The sequence below is a fragment of the Luteimonas terrae genome, assembly GCF_031457535.1.
GTDB classification, from domain to species: domain Bacteria; phylum Pseudomonadota; class Gammaproteobacteria; order Xanthomonadales; family Xanthomonadaceae; genus Luteimonas; species Luteimonas terrae_A.
On sequence record NZ_JAVDWO010000002.1, the window covers coordinates 210282 to 226080 of the forward strand.

General features: G+C 69.8%; 11 protein-coding genes. 8 read left to right on the forward strand and 3 right to left on the reverse strand.

Features of this window, described 5'->3' with window-relative positions; all coding sequences use genetic code 11:
* The first annotated feature begins 5 nt into the window (after nt 1-5).
* Nucleotides 6-2117, forward strand: coding sequence for a gluconolaconase (locus J2W68_RS03315; RefSeq protein ID WP_310232782.1), 2112 nt, complete (start codon nt 6-8; stop codon nt 2115-2117).
* A 682-nt stretch (nt 2118-2799) separates the two neighbouring features.
* Here J2W68_RS03315 and J2W68_RS03320 read toward each other — a convergent pair.
* Nucleotides 2800-3291, reverse strand: coding sequence for an Lrp/AsnC family transcriptional regulator (locus J2W68_RS03320; RefSeq protein WP_310232785.1), 492 nt, complete (start codon nt 3289-3291; stop codon nt 2800-2802).
* Nucleotides 3292-3597: 306 nt separating this feature from the next.
* Here J2W68_RS03320 and J2W68_RS03325 point away from each other — a divergent pair, with 306 nt between their 5' ends.
* The 5 genes from J2W68_RS03325 (at nt 3598) to J2W68_RS03345 (ending at nt 10969) form a co-directional block, all read left to right on the forward strand.
* On the forward strand, nt 3598-5850 hold the full coding sequence (locus tag J2W68_RS03325; RefSeq protein ID WP_310232787.1) for a TonB-dependent receptor: 2253 nt from the start codon (nt 3598-3600) through the stop codon (nt 5848-5850).
* A gap of 76 nt (nt 5851-5926) precedes the next feature.
* The gene (locus J2W68_RS03330) at nt 5927-7387 is read left to right on the forward strand and encodes an amidase family protein (protein WP_310232789.1); all 1461 of its coding nucleotides are present in this window, start codon (nt 5927-5929) and stop codon (nt 7385-7387) included.
* Nucleotides 7387-8019, forward strand: a complete 633-nt coding sequence (locus J2W68_RS03335) for an FMN-binding negative transcriptional regulator (RefSeq protein WP_310232791.1) — start codon at nt 7387-7389, stop codon at nt 8017-8019. Before J2W68_RS03330 ends, J2W68_RS03335 begins: the two co-directional genes overlap by 1 nt.
* Nucleotides 8016-8999 (forward strand): alpha/beta hydrolase, encoded by a 984-nt coding sequence (locus J2W68_RS03340; RefSeq protein ID WP_310232793.1) that lies wholly within the window; start codon nt 8016-8018, stop codon nt 8997-8999. Before J2W68_RS03335 ends, J2W68_RS03340 begins: the two co-directional genes overlap by 4 nt.
* Nucleotides 8996-10969, forward strand: a complete 1974-nt coding sequence (locus tag J2W68_RS03345) for an alpha/beta hydrolase family protein (RefSeq protein WP_310232794.1) — start codon at nt 8996-8998, stop codon at nt 10967-10969. Before J2W68_RS03340 ends, J2W68_RS03345 begins: the two co-directional genes overlap by 4 nt.
* A 435-nt stretch (nt 10970-11404) precedes the next feature.
* Here the strand turns inward: J2W68_RS03345 and J2W68_RS03350 are convergent, their stop codons facing one another.
* Nucleotides 11405-12013 (reverse strand): LysE family transporter, encoded by a 609-nt coding sequence (locus J2W68_RS03350; RefSeq protein ID WP_310232796.1) that lies wholly within the window; start codon nt 12011-12013, stop codon nt 11405-11407.
* A gap of 201 nt (nt 12014-12214) precedes the next feature.
* Between J2W68_RS03350 and J2W68_RS03355 the strand changes: the two genes are divergently transcribed.
* The gene (locus J2W68_RS03355; RefSeq protein WP_310232798.1) at nt 12215-13363 is read left to right on the forward strand and encodes an aldo/keto reductase; all 1149 of its coding nucleotides are present in this window, start codon (nt 12215-12217) and stop codon (nt 13361-13363) included.
* A 316-nt stretch (nt 13364-13679) separates the two neighbouring features.
* Complete coding sequence (locus J2W68_RS03360) at nt 13680-14462, forward strand: autotransporter outer membrane beta-barrel domain-containing protein (protein ID WP_310232799.1); 783 nt, start codon at nt 13680-13682, stop codon at nt 14460-14462.
* Between the two features lie 180 nt (nt 14463-14642).
* Here J2W68_RS03360 and J2W68_RS03365 read toward each other — a convergent pair whose 3' ends face one another.
* On the reverse strand, nt 14643-15773 hold the full coding sequence (locus tag J2W68_RS03365) for an alpha/beta hydrolase family protein (protein WP_310232800.1): 1131 nt from the start codon (nt 15771-15773) through the stop codon (nt 14643-14645).
* Between the last annotated feature and the right edge of the window lie 26 nt (nt 15774-15799).

The following is a 15799-nucleotide window of genomic DNA, read 5'->3' on the forward strand; positions in this document are numbered from 1 at the left end:
AGGGCATGAGCCGGCGCTTGCGGCCTGGCGCGCGCTGGGCACTGTGGGGCATCGCGGCGCTGACCGTTGCGGCGCTCGTCGCCAGTTTTCTGTGGGAATGGCGCACGTCTGAGCGGCCTGATCTCGGCCCGCCGCCCGCGGGCCTGCCGGCGCGGATCGAACACGTGACCGGTGACGGCCATCGCGGTGCGCGCGATGGTGCGCGCGCCGAGGCACGGTTCGACGATCCGTTCGGCATCGTCGTAGCGCCCGATCGCACTGCGTTCGTCGCCGATGGCGGCGCCTCGAACCGCATTCGCCGCGTGCACATCGATGGTCGCGTCGACACCTTCGCCGGCAGTCTCGAAGGCTTCGTCGATGGCCGCGGCGCCGACGCGCGTTTCCACACACCATCCGGTCTCGCGATCGATACGAGCGGTGTGTTGTACGTCGCCGACACCGGCAACCACGCGATCCGTCGCATCGCGCCCGATGGAACGGTGACCACGCTGGCCGGCACAGGCGAGGCAGGCTTCGTCGATGGCCCGGCCGCGCAGGCGCGCTTCCATGCGCCCACCGGCGTGGCGGTCGATGCGATGGACCGCGTGTTCGTCGCCGACGGGTTCAACGACCGCATCCGCGTGATCGAGGCGGGCACTGTGCGCACGCTGGCCGGCGATGGGCGGCCGGGATTCGTCGACGGCCCCGGCGCGCAGGCGCGCTTCGATACGCCGGGCGGACTCGCATTCGATGCGACGGGGGCGCTGTGGATCGCCGACACCGGCAACCACGCGCTGCGCCGCATTGCGCCCGACGGCACGACGACGACGCTGGCCCTGCATGGCGACGAGCCCGACGCGGCGCCCGTCTCGCCGGTGTCCATCGCCCTCGATGCGCAGCAGCGGTTGTATGTCGGTGAACTCGCGCAGGGTCGCGTGCTGCAGATCGAAGCCGATGGGCGTGCGCGCGTGCTGACCGGTCGCGACATGGCGCAGCGCCTCGCGCGTCCGGCTGGATTGGCGTTCGACCGCTTCGGACGGCTGTGGGTCGCCGATGCCGCGGCGTATCGCGTGCATCGCATCGCGCAGGTGCGCCGCGCGGGTGCGAAACAGAATCTTTTGAACGTCGCGGTCGGCCCCGCGCCCGATACCGCCCTGCCGGAGACGCGCGGGCGCTGGCCGCTGGCCCCGCAGGAGGGCTGGCATGAGGTCGTCGGCACGCTCGGCGAGGTGCGCGGCAACTTCCGCGGCGAATCGCGCAGCCATCTGCACGCCGGCTTCGATGTGCGCGGGGATGTCGGCAGTCCGGTGCTGGCGATTGCCGATGCCAAGGTCGCGAGCCCGTATGCCGCGAGCGGGTTCGGCGACCAGGCCGAGCATCTGACGATCGACGACGTGACCTACATGCACATGCGCGTCGGCCGCACGCCGCGCGGCGAGGCGCTGGATCCGCGTTTCCAGCTGATCGCCGGCGACGACGGCCGTCCGATGCGCGTGCGTATTCCGCGCGGCATGCATGTCCGAGCGGGCGATGCGATCGGCACGATTAACGCGCAGGCCCACGTGCATCTGGTCGTCGGTCCGTCCGGGTATCAACGCAATGCGGTGGCGCTCGGCTTCCGCAATTTCGTCGACACCGTGGCGCCGCGGATCGATGCCATCGAACTGCGCGACGCGCTCGATGCACCGCTGACGACACGCGAGAACGGCCGCATCGTGGTACCGCGCGCGAGTGGCGGACTGCAGATCGTGGTCGAGGCCTGGGACCAGGTCGATGGCAACCTCGCGCGGCGCCGGCTTGGTCTGCATGCGTTGGGCTACCAGATCCTGACCGCCGACGGTACGCCGGCCTCGGGGTTCGAGGTGCCGCGGATGACCATCGTCTTCGACCGCATGCCACCGCATCGCGAGGCCGTGCGCGTCGCCTACGCCGGCGACAGCGGCATTACCGTGCACGGCGCCGCACGCACGCGTTTCCGTTACGTCGTCACCAACACCGTGCGCGACGGTCGCCTCGAGCCCGGCCTGTGGGACGCGGCCGCGCTGCCCGCGGGCGACTACATCGTGCGCATCACCGCCCGCGACGCGAGCGGCAACGCAGCGCTGGCAAACCGGGATCTCGCGGTCACGCTGCAGTAGTGGTGGGGGCGTTGTCTTCGAACAGGAGGCGTTTGCTGCGAAAGGCTCGCGCCCGAGGGCGCTCCTACAGTGGGGTCTCCTGGTCCTTCGTGCCCATGCAGCAGACGCGCCTGCGATGCGGCTTGTCTGTAGGAGCGCGCTTGCGCGCGATGGGGCATCGCCGGTCGATCCTGGCCGCCGTCCCTGCGAAAGGCTCGCGCCCGAGGGCGCTCCTACAGGGGGTCTCCTGGTCCTTCGCGCGCATGCAGCGGACGCGCCTGCGATGCGGCTTGTCTGTAGGAGCGCGCTTGCGCGCGATGGGGCATCGCCGGTCGACCCCGGCCGCCGTCCCTGCAAAAAGTTCGCCCGAGGGCGCTCCTACAGTGGGTCTCCTGATCCCCCGCGCCCATGCAGCGGACGCACCCTGCGATGCGGCTTGTCTGTAGGAGCGCGCTCGCGCGCGATGGGGCATCGCCGGTCGACCCCGGCCGGCGTTCCTGCGAAAGGCTCGCGCCCGAGGGCGCTCCTACAGGGGGTCTCCTGATCCCCCGCGCCCATGCAGCGGACGCGCCTGCGATACGGCTTGTCTGTAGGAGCGCGCTTGCGCGCGATGCGGCATTGCCAGTCGATCCCGGCGGCCATTCCTGCGAAAGGCTCGCGCCCGAGGGCGCTCCTACAAAACAGGGCAACCAGCGTGCGGGCGTCAGCCGCGCGCCGGCTCGTCGTCGGTCAGCGGATAGCCGGCGAAGGATTTGACCTCGTCCATCAGGAAGTGAGAGACGATCTTCTCCACGCCGTAGTCGCCGCTGAGCAGCGAGCGGGCGATGTCCTTCCAGTGATGCACATCGTGCACGATCACCCGCAGCATGTAGTCGTAGGCGCCGGACACGCGGCTGGCCTCGACGATTTCCGGCATCGCCAGGATGCAGCGGTCGAACGCGGTGAACTCCTCCAGTGCGTGCTTCTGGAAACTGATCTGGGCCATGACGATGGTCGCCGAGCGGATGCGGTCGACGGCGACGTGCGCGCGGTAGCTGCGGATCAGGCCGCGCTGCTCCAGCGCGCGCACCCGCGCGAGGCAGGCGCTGGGCGACAGCGCGACCCGCTGGGCCAGGGCGTGGTTGGTGATCCGTGCATCCTGCTGCAGCACATCGAGGATCTTCAGGTCGGTGCGGTCGGGCGAACGGAGGGACATGGCGCGCTCCACGGCGGATCAGGTGACGGCCGCGCGTGGCGGCCGGCGTACAACGTATCGAATTTCCGGGGCGACGACGCAGATCCTGCGTAATTCGACGCATCATTCCGTGGCATGTGCGGCGTCGGATCCGCAGTTTACATTTCGCATCAATGACTTATCACGCAAACGCACCCCGTGGATTCTGCTGGACGCGGTGGCGCCCGTCTTCTATTACTCGGTCGTCAGCGTTGCGGTCCGGGAAGGGAGGCCCCGACACCGCATCGGTCTGGTCCGCATCCAGCCACCGCCACCCGGGGATCCTCCATGCAACCGCTCACCACCGCACGACTGACCCACGCCATCCGCCTCGTCTGCCTGTGCACGCCGCTGATCGCAGCGCCGGCCCTGGCCCAGGACGCCACGCCCGGTGCGTCGGCCTTGCCGACATCGACCACGGATCTCGACGCGATTGTCGTCACCGCCGGCAAGCGCAACGAATCGGTACGCGAGATTGCCGGTTCGGTCTCGGCCGTCACCGGCCAGCAGCTCGAGGATCTCGGCGCGCAATCGCTCGCCGACTACATCCAGCGCACGCCGGGCGTGGTGTTCAACAGCTACCAGCCGGGCGTCTCGCACGTAGTCATGCGCGGCATCGCGACCAGCTCGGGCAACGTGCAGGGCCAGACGACGACCGGCTATTTCCTCAACGAAGTGCCGCTGACCGAGCCGGGTTTCAGCATCGTCATTCCCGACATCGACGCCTTCGACATCAACCGCGTCGAAGTGCTGCGCGGCCCGCAGGGCACGTTGTTCGGTTCGGCCTCGATGGGCGGCGCGATCAACTATGTGGCCAACGTCGCCGACCCAACCGGCTTCGACGCGGCTGTGGAAGCCACCGCCAGCCAGACCCGCAACGCCGATATCGGTTTCGGCGGCAAGGCGATGGTCAACCTGCCGATCGCCGAGGACATCCTCGCCGTGCGCGTGGTCGGGCAGTACCGCGACGATCCCGGCTATCTCGACAACATCGGCCTCGGCCGCACAGGCAGCAACGACAGCCGCACCGCCGGCGGCCGCCTGTCGGTGACGCTGACGCCGTCGGAGGCGACCACGCTGAGCTGGTTGAGCCTGTGGCAGGACACCGACGCCGACGACAACAGCTACCGCATCGCCGGGCTCGGCGAGTTCGAACGCGACACCGCGATTCCCGAATTCACCGATACGAAAGTCGCCGTGCACAGCCTGCGGCTCGATCAGGACCTGGGCTTCGCGACGCTGACCGCGCTGCTGTCGCAGCAGCACAAGCAGCAGGACTGGCAGTTCGACTTCACCCCGATCCGCGGCGCCTACAACGCCGACCTCGATCTCGATCTCGACACGCCGCTGTTCATCGCCTCGGGCGGCGAAAGCACCGGCCGCAGCCTCGAACTGCGTCTGGCATCGCCCGGGGACCAGCGCCTGGAATGGCTGGTCGGCGGCATGGTGTTCCAGACCGACAAGGATCTCTACGAAACCATCGGCGCCGCCGGCGCAGCCGGTGCGTTCGACCGCTCGTCGCTGTTCGGCCCCGGCAGCGGCGCGGTCATCGCACCCGACGGCTCCACGTTCAACGCGTTCTACAGCCATCTCGACGGTTCCGAACTTGCGGTGTTCGGCGAAGGCACCTTCCACTTCAACGACCAGTGGAAGGCCACATTCGGCGGCCGCTTCTTCCGCACGAGCGTCGATGCGCAGACCACGCAGGTCGGCTTCTCGACGTATCCCGGCGATCCCATCGTCACCCGCTCGCGTACCGACGAGGACGGCTTCAATCCCAAGGCCTCGCTGACGTGGACGCCGTCGGATGATCTGATGCTCTACGCGCTGGTGTCGGAAGGCTTCCGCTTCGGTGAACCCAACACCCCCGGGCTCAGCGCGTTCCCGATTCCCGCCGGCTCCACCAGCGACAGCCTGATCAACTACGAACTCGGCACGCGCACCAGCTGGGCCGACGGCCGCTGGCTGGTCGACGCGACGCTGTTCTACGTCGACTGGAGCGACATCCAGCTGCGCCTGCAGACGCCGGACTTCTTCAACTACGCCAGCAACGGCGGCAAGGCCTACAGCCGCGGCATCGAACTGGCGACCACGTGGCGCCCGGTCGAGGCTTTCGACTGGACGCTGGCCGCCACCTGGCAGCAGGCGCGCCTCGACGAGGATCTCGACATCCTGTTCGCCGGCACCGCGCCGGCTGGTTCGCAGTTGCCGGGCTCGGCCGACTGGACCGTCAGCAACGTGCTCAGCTACCGCTTCGACACACGCTTCGCGCCGACGTTGACGTTGGCCCACCAGTACATCGGCAGTGGCATCAGCGACCTCAACTCGGCCGTACCCGGCGCGGTGCGCAACGAACAGGGCAACTACAACACTGTCGACCTGCGCTACCGCATGACATTCGGCACCACGGATCTGACCCTGTTCGGCAGCAATCTCGGCGACACCCGCGGCATCACCCGCAGCGTGTCCGAGGTCAACGGTATCGGCCAAGGCATCGTGCGGCCGCGCACGGTCGGCATGACCGTGCACTGGCGTTACTGACGATGCGCGATCCACACGCCGGCCCGCGCCGGCTACCCGACCACGACCGCCATTGCGGCCGGAGATTTCTGTTCCCATGACCGTGTTCGATTCCACGGCCGGCCACGCCGATGCACTGGCGCTCGGCCGGCTGGACGCCCACGCCCAGGCCGCGCTGCGTCAGCGCGGCGCGCTGGGCGCGCTGGACCTCACCGAGGCGGCGATCGTCCGCGCCCGCCATTTCGATCCCGTCCTCGGAGCGCTGAGCCACACCGCGTTCGATGCGGCCCGGCAGCACGCCCGCGCACTCGACGCCGTCGGTGTCGACACCGCCACACCGCTGGCCGGCGTGCCGTGGCTGCCGAAGGATTCGCTGCGCGTGCCGGGCATGCCGACGCGTGGCGGTTCGCGTAGCCGCAGTAGCACGCCAGCGAGCGCGGAGGAGGCTTCGCCCTTCGTACGGCGCTTCGAAGCCGCTGGCCTCGTCGCGATCGGCAAGAGTGCGATGCCCGAGTTCGGCCTGATGGGGTCCACCGAGCCCTTGCTCGGCCCGGTCACTGCCAATCCGTGGTCGCTGACGCATTCGCCGGGCGGCTCCAGCGGCGGCGCCGGCGCGGCGCTTGCGGCCGGCATCGTGCCGCTGGCGCATGGCAGCGACGGCGCCGGCTCGATCCGGATTCCCGCATCGGCCTGCGGCGTCGTCGGCCTCAAGCCCGGACGTGGGGCCTGCGTGCCGGTGCGCGGGCGCCACGCGATCGAGGATCTGATCGTGGCCGACAGCCTGATGTCGCGCAGCGTGCGCGATACCGCGTGGGCGTTCGCCGCCGCGCATCCAGCTGCGCCGGCCGTGGTGACTGGACCGGATGCGCGCCGCCTGCGGATCGGTCTGGTCGTCGATGCGCTGCCGGGCCTGGCGCCGGATCCCGAGGTTGCCGCCGCGCTCGACGCCGCCGCGCGTCTGTGCGAATCGCTCGGCCACCACGTGGAGCCGGTCGCCTGGCCGCTGCCGGGCGAAGCGGTGTGGGCGGCGCTGTATACGCTGTGGTCGCGGCTCGGTGCGGATGCGGTCGAACTCGCGGTCGCGCAGGGCGGCGCGGCCTTCGCCGAACGTGCGCTGGAACCGTGGACGCGCGGCCTCGCACACTGGCACGAGACGCACTGCGGCGTGCCGGAACTCGAACAGGCCTGGGCGACGGTTGCGGCCCTGCCGGCGGCGTTCGCCAACTTCCACGCGCGCCACGACGTGCTGCTGTGCCCGACGCTGCGCACGCCACCGCCGACGCTCGGCACACTCGCGCCGGATCGCGACTTCGACACGCTGATGCCGGCGATGTTCGACTGGATCTCCTACACACCGCTGCAGAATCTTGCCGGCACCCCGGCGATCTCGCTGCCGCTCGCCCACAGCCGCGACGGCCTGCCGATCGGCCTGCAGTTCGCCGCCGATCGCGGGCACGAAGCCACGCTGCTCGCACTCGCCTTCGAGCTGGAATCGGCCGCGCCGTGGTGCGACCGTTGGCCGCCGATCTCGGTGGCCGCCACACAGGACACACGCTGATGGGCCACGCCCGCGATTCCCGATACGCCCCCCGCCACGATGGCGACGTGCTACGCCTGCTGGACGCGCAGCCGTTCGCATGGCTGGTCTCCCCCGGCGGCGACGATGCTGCGTTCACGCCATTGCCGCTGCGCACCGAGATCGATGCCGAGGGCCGTCTGGTCGCGCTGCGAGGACACGTCGCGCGTCGCAATCCGCACGTCGCGCGGCTGCGCCGTGATCCGATTGCCTACGCGCTGGTGATCGGGCCGCACGCCTACGTGTCGCCGAGCTGGCTCGACGATCGCACCCAGGCACCGAGCTGGAACTACGCCGCCGCCGCGTTCACCCTGCACGTCGACTGCAGCGAAGACGCGGCCGACATCGCCGAGGAACTCGACGCGATGGTGAATTCAATGGAAGCCGGCCGTCCGAATGCATGGGCATTGCCGGAAATGGGCGAACGCTACGCGAGGCTCGCGCAGGGCGTCACCGCATTGCGGGGACGGATCATCGAAACCCGCGCCACGTTCAAGCTGGGACAGGATGAAGCGCCGCACGACTTCGCACAGTTGATCGCAGGCCTGGTCAGTGGCGGCGAACACGCGCTGGTCGACTGGATGCGCGCTTTCGACGCGGACCGCACCGCATGAGCGTGAGTCTCGACGCGCTGGATCCGGCACTGCGCGCGTTCGTGCACACGGTCTGCAGTGAAGGCGCGCGCCTCGCCGACGGCCGCACCCTCGACTGGCCGCAGCAGCGCGCGATCGCAGAGGCCGTGCGCACGCCGTGGCGCGCGGGCGGCCCGGTGATGGCGGAGACCACGACGCATCGGATCGCCGGCGAGTCAGGCGGATTCACAGTGCGCGTGCATCGGCCGCAGGGGAGCTCCGCGCGCGCGCCGGCGCTGGTGTATCTGCACGGCGGCGGCTGGTGTCTCTTCAGCCTCGACACCCATGACCGGCTGATGCGCGAACTCGCCGAGCGCGCCGGTGTCGTCGTCATCGGTGTGGACTATGCGCTGGCTCCCGAACATCCGTATCCGGTCGCGCTGGAGCAGTGCATCGACGCGATCCGCGCGTTGCGGGAACGGCCGGAGGCCTTCGGCTTCGACGCATCACGGCTGGCCCTGGGCGGCGATTCCGCTGGCGCGAATCTCGCGCTCGCGACCGCACTGCGACTGCGCGATGTCGGCGCGCACGCGGGCATCGAAGCGCTGTTGCTGCTCTACGGCGCCTTCGATACCGCGCTCGATGCGGACTCGGTGCATACGCTCGGCACTGCCGAGGACATGCTCAGCGCCGACGAGATGGCGGCCTACTGGCGCGCGTATCTCGGGCCAGATGCGTCGACCTGCCGTGATGGCTACGCCGTCCCTGCGCACGCCGAACTGCACGAGTTGCCGCCGACGCTGCTGCTGTGGGGCGAGCGCGACGTGCTCGCGGCGCAGAACGCGACCATGGCGACGCGCTTGCGCGCGGCCGGCGTCCACGTCGATGCGCATGCATATCCACGCACGCCGCACAGCTTCATCGAGGCGATGTCGACTTCGGAGATCGCGCGCGACGCGTTGTCGCGTGGCGCAGGCTGGCTGCGCTCCCATCTCGCCGTCACGCAGGACGCTTGCGCATGATCCGACGCCTGCTGCTGTCGCTCGCCCTGCTGTCACTGGCGCCGCTCGCCACCGCGCAGGCGCCTGCGGCGCGCACGCACGTGCCGACGCCGCAGGACATCGCCGCGCTGGCCGCCGTCGACGATCCGCGACTCAGTCCCGATGGCCGGGAGATTGCCTACACCGTCGGCACCCCGCGTCCGGACGGCCAGCCGCCGCGCACGCAGCTGTGGCGCGTGGCGTTCGACGGCGATGCCGCGCCGCGCGCCATTGCCGTGCCTGCCGCGGCCAGCGATCGCCAACCGCGCTGGTCGGGCGATGGGCGGCAGTTGCTGTTCCTGTCGGACCGGCCGGTACCCGGCGGAAAAACACTCGGCGCGACCCAGGTCTGGCGCGTCGACGCCGACGGCGATGCGGCCACGCTGCTGACACGCGCCGCGACCGATGTCGCCAGCTTCGATCTGTCCGCCGATGGCCGCCGCCTCGCCTGGCTCGCGACCGATGCACCGTCGCCCGAAGACACTGCGCGGCTCGCGGCCAAGGACGATGCCGTCGTCGTCGACCAGCCGACGCGGTTCTCGCGCGTCTGGGTGCAGGACCTCGCCACCGGCGCGGCGCGCGTGCTGACGCCGACCGGGATGCAGATCCACGACCTCGCCTGGTCGCCCGACGGCCGCACGCTGGCGCTGCGTCGCTCGTCGGGCACCACGCTCAACGACTTCTGGTACGACTCGGCCGTCGTGCTGCTGGATGTCGACAGCGGCCGCATCGGCGATGTGCTTGAACCGCACGCGTCCGCGCATCCGCTGCAGTGGTCGCCGGACGGCACGCGCCTGCTGTTCGGCCGGCTTGGTGTACATGGCATGGTCGCGACGCCGATCGTCCACGACATCGCGCGCGGCACGCAGGTCGCGCTCGGCGAGGCCTGGCCCGGCACGCTGTGGCTCGCACGCTGGCAGACCGACGCCACGCTGCTCGGACAGGGCCAACGCGGCATGCGGGGTGCGCTGTTGCGGCTCGATGCGGCCACCGGCGCAGCCACCGAAGTCGCGCAACCGCAGATTCCGTATCGCAGCTTCACCGCGTCCGCCGATGGACGCATCGCCTACCTCGGCCTGCGTGACGACAGCCCGGGCAATGTCTGGACCTGGGACGGCACGCGACTCGCGCAGCGCAGCGATCACCAGCCACAGGTCGCGAACTGGGCGCTCGGCCGCGTGCGCGAACTCGAATGGCGGTCTTCGCGCGATGGACGCGCGATCAGCGGCCTGCTGGTCACGCCGCCCGACTGGAATGGCACGACGCCGCTGCCGACGCTGGTGCAGATCCACGGCGGTCCGGCGTGGGCGTGGTGGTCCGGCTGGCAGGGCTCGTGGCACGAATGGGCGCAGCTGCTCGCGTCACGCGGCTACGCCGTGCTGCTGCCGAACCCGCGCGGCTCCGAAGGCCACGGCACCGCCTTCGCCGAACTCGCCCGCGGCGACTGGGGCGACGGCCCGCTGCAGGACGTGCTCGACGGCATCGACATGCTGGAAGCGGGAGGCCTCATCGACCCGACACGCCTCGCGATCGGCGGCTGGAGTTATGGCGGCTATCTGTCCGCCTGGGCGGTCGCGCGCAGCGACCGGTTCCGCACTGCGATCGTCGGCGCCGGCGTGCTCGACCTCGCCAGCGCGGCGCTGACCAACGACGTGCCGGATTACCTGCCCGGCTACTTCGGCGATCCGCTGCGCGAACGCAGGACCTACGACGCGCAGTCGCCGGCGCAGCACGCAGCAGATGTGCGCGTCCCGGTGTTGCTGCTGCACGGCGAAGCCGACGCGCGCGTGCCGCTGTCGCAGGCGCAGATGTTCCATCGCGCATTGCGCTTCAATGGCACGCCGGTCCAACTTGTCACCTATCCACGTGGTCCGCACTGGTTCCACGAACAGGCGCATGAGGTCGATCTGCAACAGCGGGTCGTCGATTGGCTGGAGCGGGAATTGCGTTGAGGCGTCCGGCGACGCAGACGGGTGCCTAGCTACACCACGTCTGCAGCGAACGCCCATGCGCATGCGCATGCAGGTGGAGTTGCGCCGGCGCTCGGTGCATTCGCGCGCGAGCGCGCTCCTACAGTGTTCGCCTGCGTGATTGCCCGCCGTTGGTAGGAGCGCGCTCGCGCGCGAACCCGCATCGCAAATAGCTACCCCGATGCATTGCGCCCTTCCGTAACCCGAGCCGCCCCCCACACCCGACCAGCGCACCCGGTAGCCCGTCGCAATTCGCGAATCGCGTGCCGTCCGTGACCGCAGCGCGCCCGGCGCCGGTGCGTTCGCGCGCGAGCGCGCTCCTACAGGTTTCGCCGACGTGATTCTCCGGCTTCTGTAGGAGCGCGCTCGCGCGCGAAGCCGCGCCACGACTCAATACTCCGATGCATTGCGCACGCCTCAGTTGAACGCGAGTCGCACCCCGAACCCGACCAGGCACGCACCGGCCACCCGCCGCAACCACGTCGCAATCCGTGGATCGCGTGCCACCCGCGCACGCAGCGCGTGGCCGGCGAGGATCAGCAGCGAGCAGTACAGCAACCCGAGCACGAAAATCAGCACCGACATCGTCGCGAACGTCGCGAATCCCCGGTGCTGCGCCGGGTCGATGAACAGCGGAAAGAACGCCATGTAGAACAGCACGGCCTTCGGATTGAGCAGGGTGATCAGCACGCCCTGGCGGAACCAGTGGCCGCTGCCCAGCGACACCATGCCCGCGCCGTCGCCGCGGTTGCGCAGCAGCTGCACGCCGATCCACACCAGATACGCCGCGCCGAGCCACTGCACGCCGCGGAACAGCATCGGATTGGCGGCGAGCAATGCCGCCACGCCGCACGCGGCCAGCCACAGCAGCATCTGGTCGCCGAGCGCCAGGCCGAAGAATGCCGTGTAGCCGGCGCGCACGCCGCCCCGCGCCGTCGCGGTCAGCAGCGCCAACGTGCCCGGCCCCGGAATCGCGAGGAGCACGAGCACCGCCACCACGAAGGTCGGCAGATCGGAAATGCCCATCCAGCCCATGTCGTCACCGCCGCGGATCGAGCGCAGATCGTACGCAGACCCCCACGCGCGGCGCGCATTCCCGCGTCGGTGTGGATGCCGGTTCACAAGGCCTCGTCGCCGCGACTGGCACGGTGTGCGTTCGCGGGCATCGACGCAGGGCGGCCACACGGCCGGGAGGCGATGGTCGCAACCCTGCCGCCGGAGATCCCCATGCATTCACGTCGCACTTTCCTGTCCGCCGCCGCGCTCGGCGCCGCCACCCTCGCCGCCGCGCCATTGATCGCCAGCGCGCAGACCACGCCCGGTGACGTCCTGCCGACGCAGGGCCGTCGCAGCGCCAGCCCGTTGCCGACCAATCCCGCAGGGGGCCGCAAGTACCGGCCGACCGCGCGTGTCGGCCTCGGCGGCGCGCCGATCGGCAACAACTGGGCGGTGGTCACCGAAGACGACGCGCAGGCCACGCTCGAAGCCGCCTGGGACGGCGGCATGCGCCTGTTCGACACCTCGCCTTGGTATGGCCTCGGCCGCTCCGAGCGACGCTTCGGCCACGTGCTGGGGCAGAAACCGCGCGAGGAGTACGTCATCTCCAGCAAGGTCGGCCGGCTGCTGACCGCGACGAAAGAAACACCGAAAGTCAGCTGGAAGGATCCGCCGCCGTTCGCCTACCGCTACGACTACAGCGCGGAAGGCACGCGCCGTTCGGTCGAGGACAGCCTGCAGCGCCTCGGCATCGATTCGCTCGACATCGTGCTCGTGCACGACCTGTCGCCCGACAACGGCGACATGGGCGAGCGCTGGCTCGAATACTTCGAGCAGGCGCGCACCGGTGCGTTCCCGGAACTAACCAAGATGCGCGAGGAAGGCCTGATCAAGGCCTGGGGCATGGGCGTCAACACGCCGGACCCGGCGATGCGCGCGATCGAGGTCAGTGATCCTGACATCTTCCTGCTCGCCTGCCAGTACTCCCTGCTCGACCACGCGCAGGCGCTCGAACACACCTTCCCGAACCTCGCCACACGCGGCATCTCGGTGATCGTCGGCTCACCGCTGCTGGCCGGCTTCCTCGCCGGTCGCGATCGTTATCTCTACGGCTCGCAGCCGGTGCCGCCGGACGCGCAAGAGAAGCGTGCGAAGGCCGAAGAAATCGTGCGCGCGCACGGCGTCGATCTGCGCACCGTCGCGCTGCAGTTCGCCAATGCACCGGAAGTGGTCTCGGCGATCGTGCCGGGCTCGCGTAATGCCGAGCAGGTGGCCGCGAATATCGAATCGATGTCGGTCGCGATTCCGGCGGCAGTGTGGTCGGATCTGCGCGACGCGAAGATCATCACCGCGAGCGCGCCTGTCCCGACCGCGGGTTGATTCCAGACGCGCGATGCGTCCGGCAACGCAGCGCCGGACGCTTCCGTCGCGAGCCGCCGCAGGCGGCGCCCGCACATTGCGCGGACCTCCCGGCGCCGGAGATGCCAGCCTCCGGCCCGGAAGACAGCCCGATGGTGATGCCGCCGGCGGCAGATGACACGGAACGCGTATCCGCCGATGTCATGAATAGGGGCTCCACGCAGATCGCCGTCGGCTGTTCTGCATCCAGGGAATCCGAACGTCTCGCTGCGGCGTAGGAATCGGCAACCACATGTCGAGTGGCGTGTGGCCACCCTTTCCTGATCCGGAGATTCCCATGGGCATCTGGCTCACTGCACCTCTCGCGGCTCTCATGGCAACCACGGCGCACGCGGCCGGCCCTGAGGCCGGTCGCTTCTCGATGTCGCTGGTCGGCGGCGTGGACATACCGGTCAACGGCGAAGTCCACGACGGCGCGGTCGCCGCCGTGCCGGACCTCGGCCCCCTGAATCCGGCACTGGCCGGCGTGAACGCCGAACTGCGCATCGGCGCGCGCGAGCACGACCGCATCTACGACATGGCCCAAACGGTGGGCGTGGAATTCGCCTACGCGTTCGACGACCGCTCCGAGCTGTTCGGACAGGTGCGCCGGACCGAGGCCGACGACGGGACGGTGCAGGTGGGCGGGGCCTTCGTGCCGGCGCTGGCCACCGAGCTGCCGGTCTTCGGCACCTTCAGCGACTACAAGGCGGTGTCGGCCGAGATCGGGTACCGCTACTACTTCGGCACGCCCGGTTATGCACGCCCGTTCGTCGGCGCGCGCGCCGGCGCCGCCCGCGTCGACGAGATCCGCGCGACGTTCTCGATCCCGGATGCGGGCATCACCATCGCAGATGCCCCGTTCTACGATTCGGGCTGGATCGCCACCGGCGGGCTGGATGCGGGCGTGATCATGCCGCTCAGCGAGCGCTTCAGCGTCACCCTCGCCAGCGGCGTCCGCTACATCGCCGATCTCAAGGACAACGACAGCGCGATCGGTGGTCTCGGCCTGGCCTCGATCAACGACACCGGCAGCCGGTTCTCCGTTCCTGTGACCCTGTCGGCGCGCTGGGACTTCTGATGTCGACTTCCTGCCAGCGCGCACAGCGCGCTGGCAGGGCGGTGCGCGATCAGCCGGCGGGCGGCACGTTGCCGCGTCTCTCTTTCATAAGTCCCACCAGACTGCCGTCGGGATCGCGCAGGAAGCCGATCCACGGCGCGCTGGGAAATCTGCGCGCCGATGTTGGGCCCGCGTTCGTGCTCAGCCCGCAGTCCGGAGCAGCAGATCGAAAGCTTCGAGCATCTGTTCCGGGGCGAACGCGCAGTGCCCCTCGCCTGCAGGCGGCATGACGGTAACAAGGTCTGCACGGCCGGCTTCGGCGGCCAGCGCGGGGTAGACGCCGTGATAGCGCGGCGGGATCGTGGGATCCTCTTGGTTGTAGCGCAGGACCAGTGGCTTGCCGATCGTCCCGCGCAGATCTGCGACACCGGCGAGGTACGTCACCGCCTCCGCATCCGCGGAATACCGGCGCACGCCGGCGTTGAACGCCGCATCGTCTCCGAACCCGCTGTAGATGGTCTCGCGGTTGTCGACCGGCAGACCGCCTGCCCGCGCGGTCATCTCGCGCAACAGCAACGCATGCAGGCCGAGTGCGCCGACCAGACCGTCGGCAGGCACTTCCAGCGCCTGCGCCAGCGTAGCTGCGGCCGCGAGGTCGCTCGCCAGTGCCGTGCCGACTGTCTGCATCAAAGCGATCTGATCGGCCGGCAGGTCGTTGAGCGGCGGCGCGTCGGGATCGGACAGGCCGGCACCGGGCAGGCCCGCGTCGGGGAAAAAGTAATCGAACGCCACCAGCGAGCGCAGCGCATCGTCGAACACCTGCGTGGCCGGCACGTTCGCACCGCACAGCGACAATGCGCCGTCGTACGCCGCACCGTGACGCTCCATGCTCGCGAGCGCGATCTGCCCGCCCATCGAGAAGCCGACCAGCCAGCTGCGCCGCGGCGCGTGACGCTCTGCGACGTGCGCACGGAGGCGCTCGCTGTCAGCGATCGCGTCGGCGACTGCCCAGCCTTGGGATGCGTAGCCGCTTTCGGCCACCGCATAGCCGCGCGCGAGGAACAGCGGCGTCGCCTCGTTCGCCGGCCACGGGTCGGCACGCGACACGCCGCGCGGCTCGTAGCCGTGCAGCAGCACGACCAGCTCGCCGTTCCAGTCCACGGGAATCTCGACGCGGTACGGCGCGCCGTCGAGCGTGCCGGTATCGACGCCGGGCGTTGCATCGCCGACGGATGCGGCCGTCGATGCCCGGTCACCACCGTTGCCGACGCAGCCGCAGAGCAATCCAAGGACGACGGCCAGCGTCGCGGTTCTCAGTGTATTCCCGGTCATGCGTCGCTGCTCCGTGCGGTGCGTGA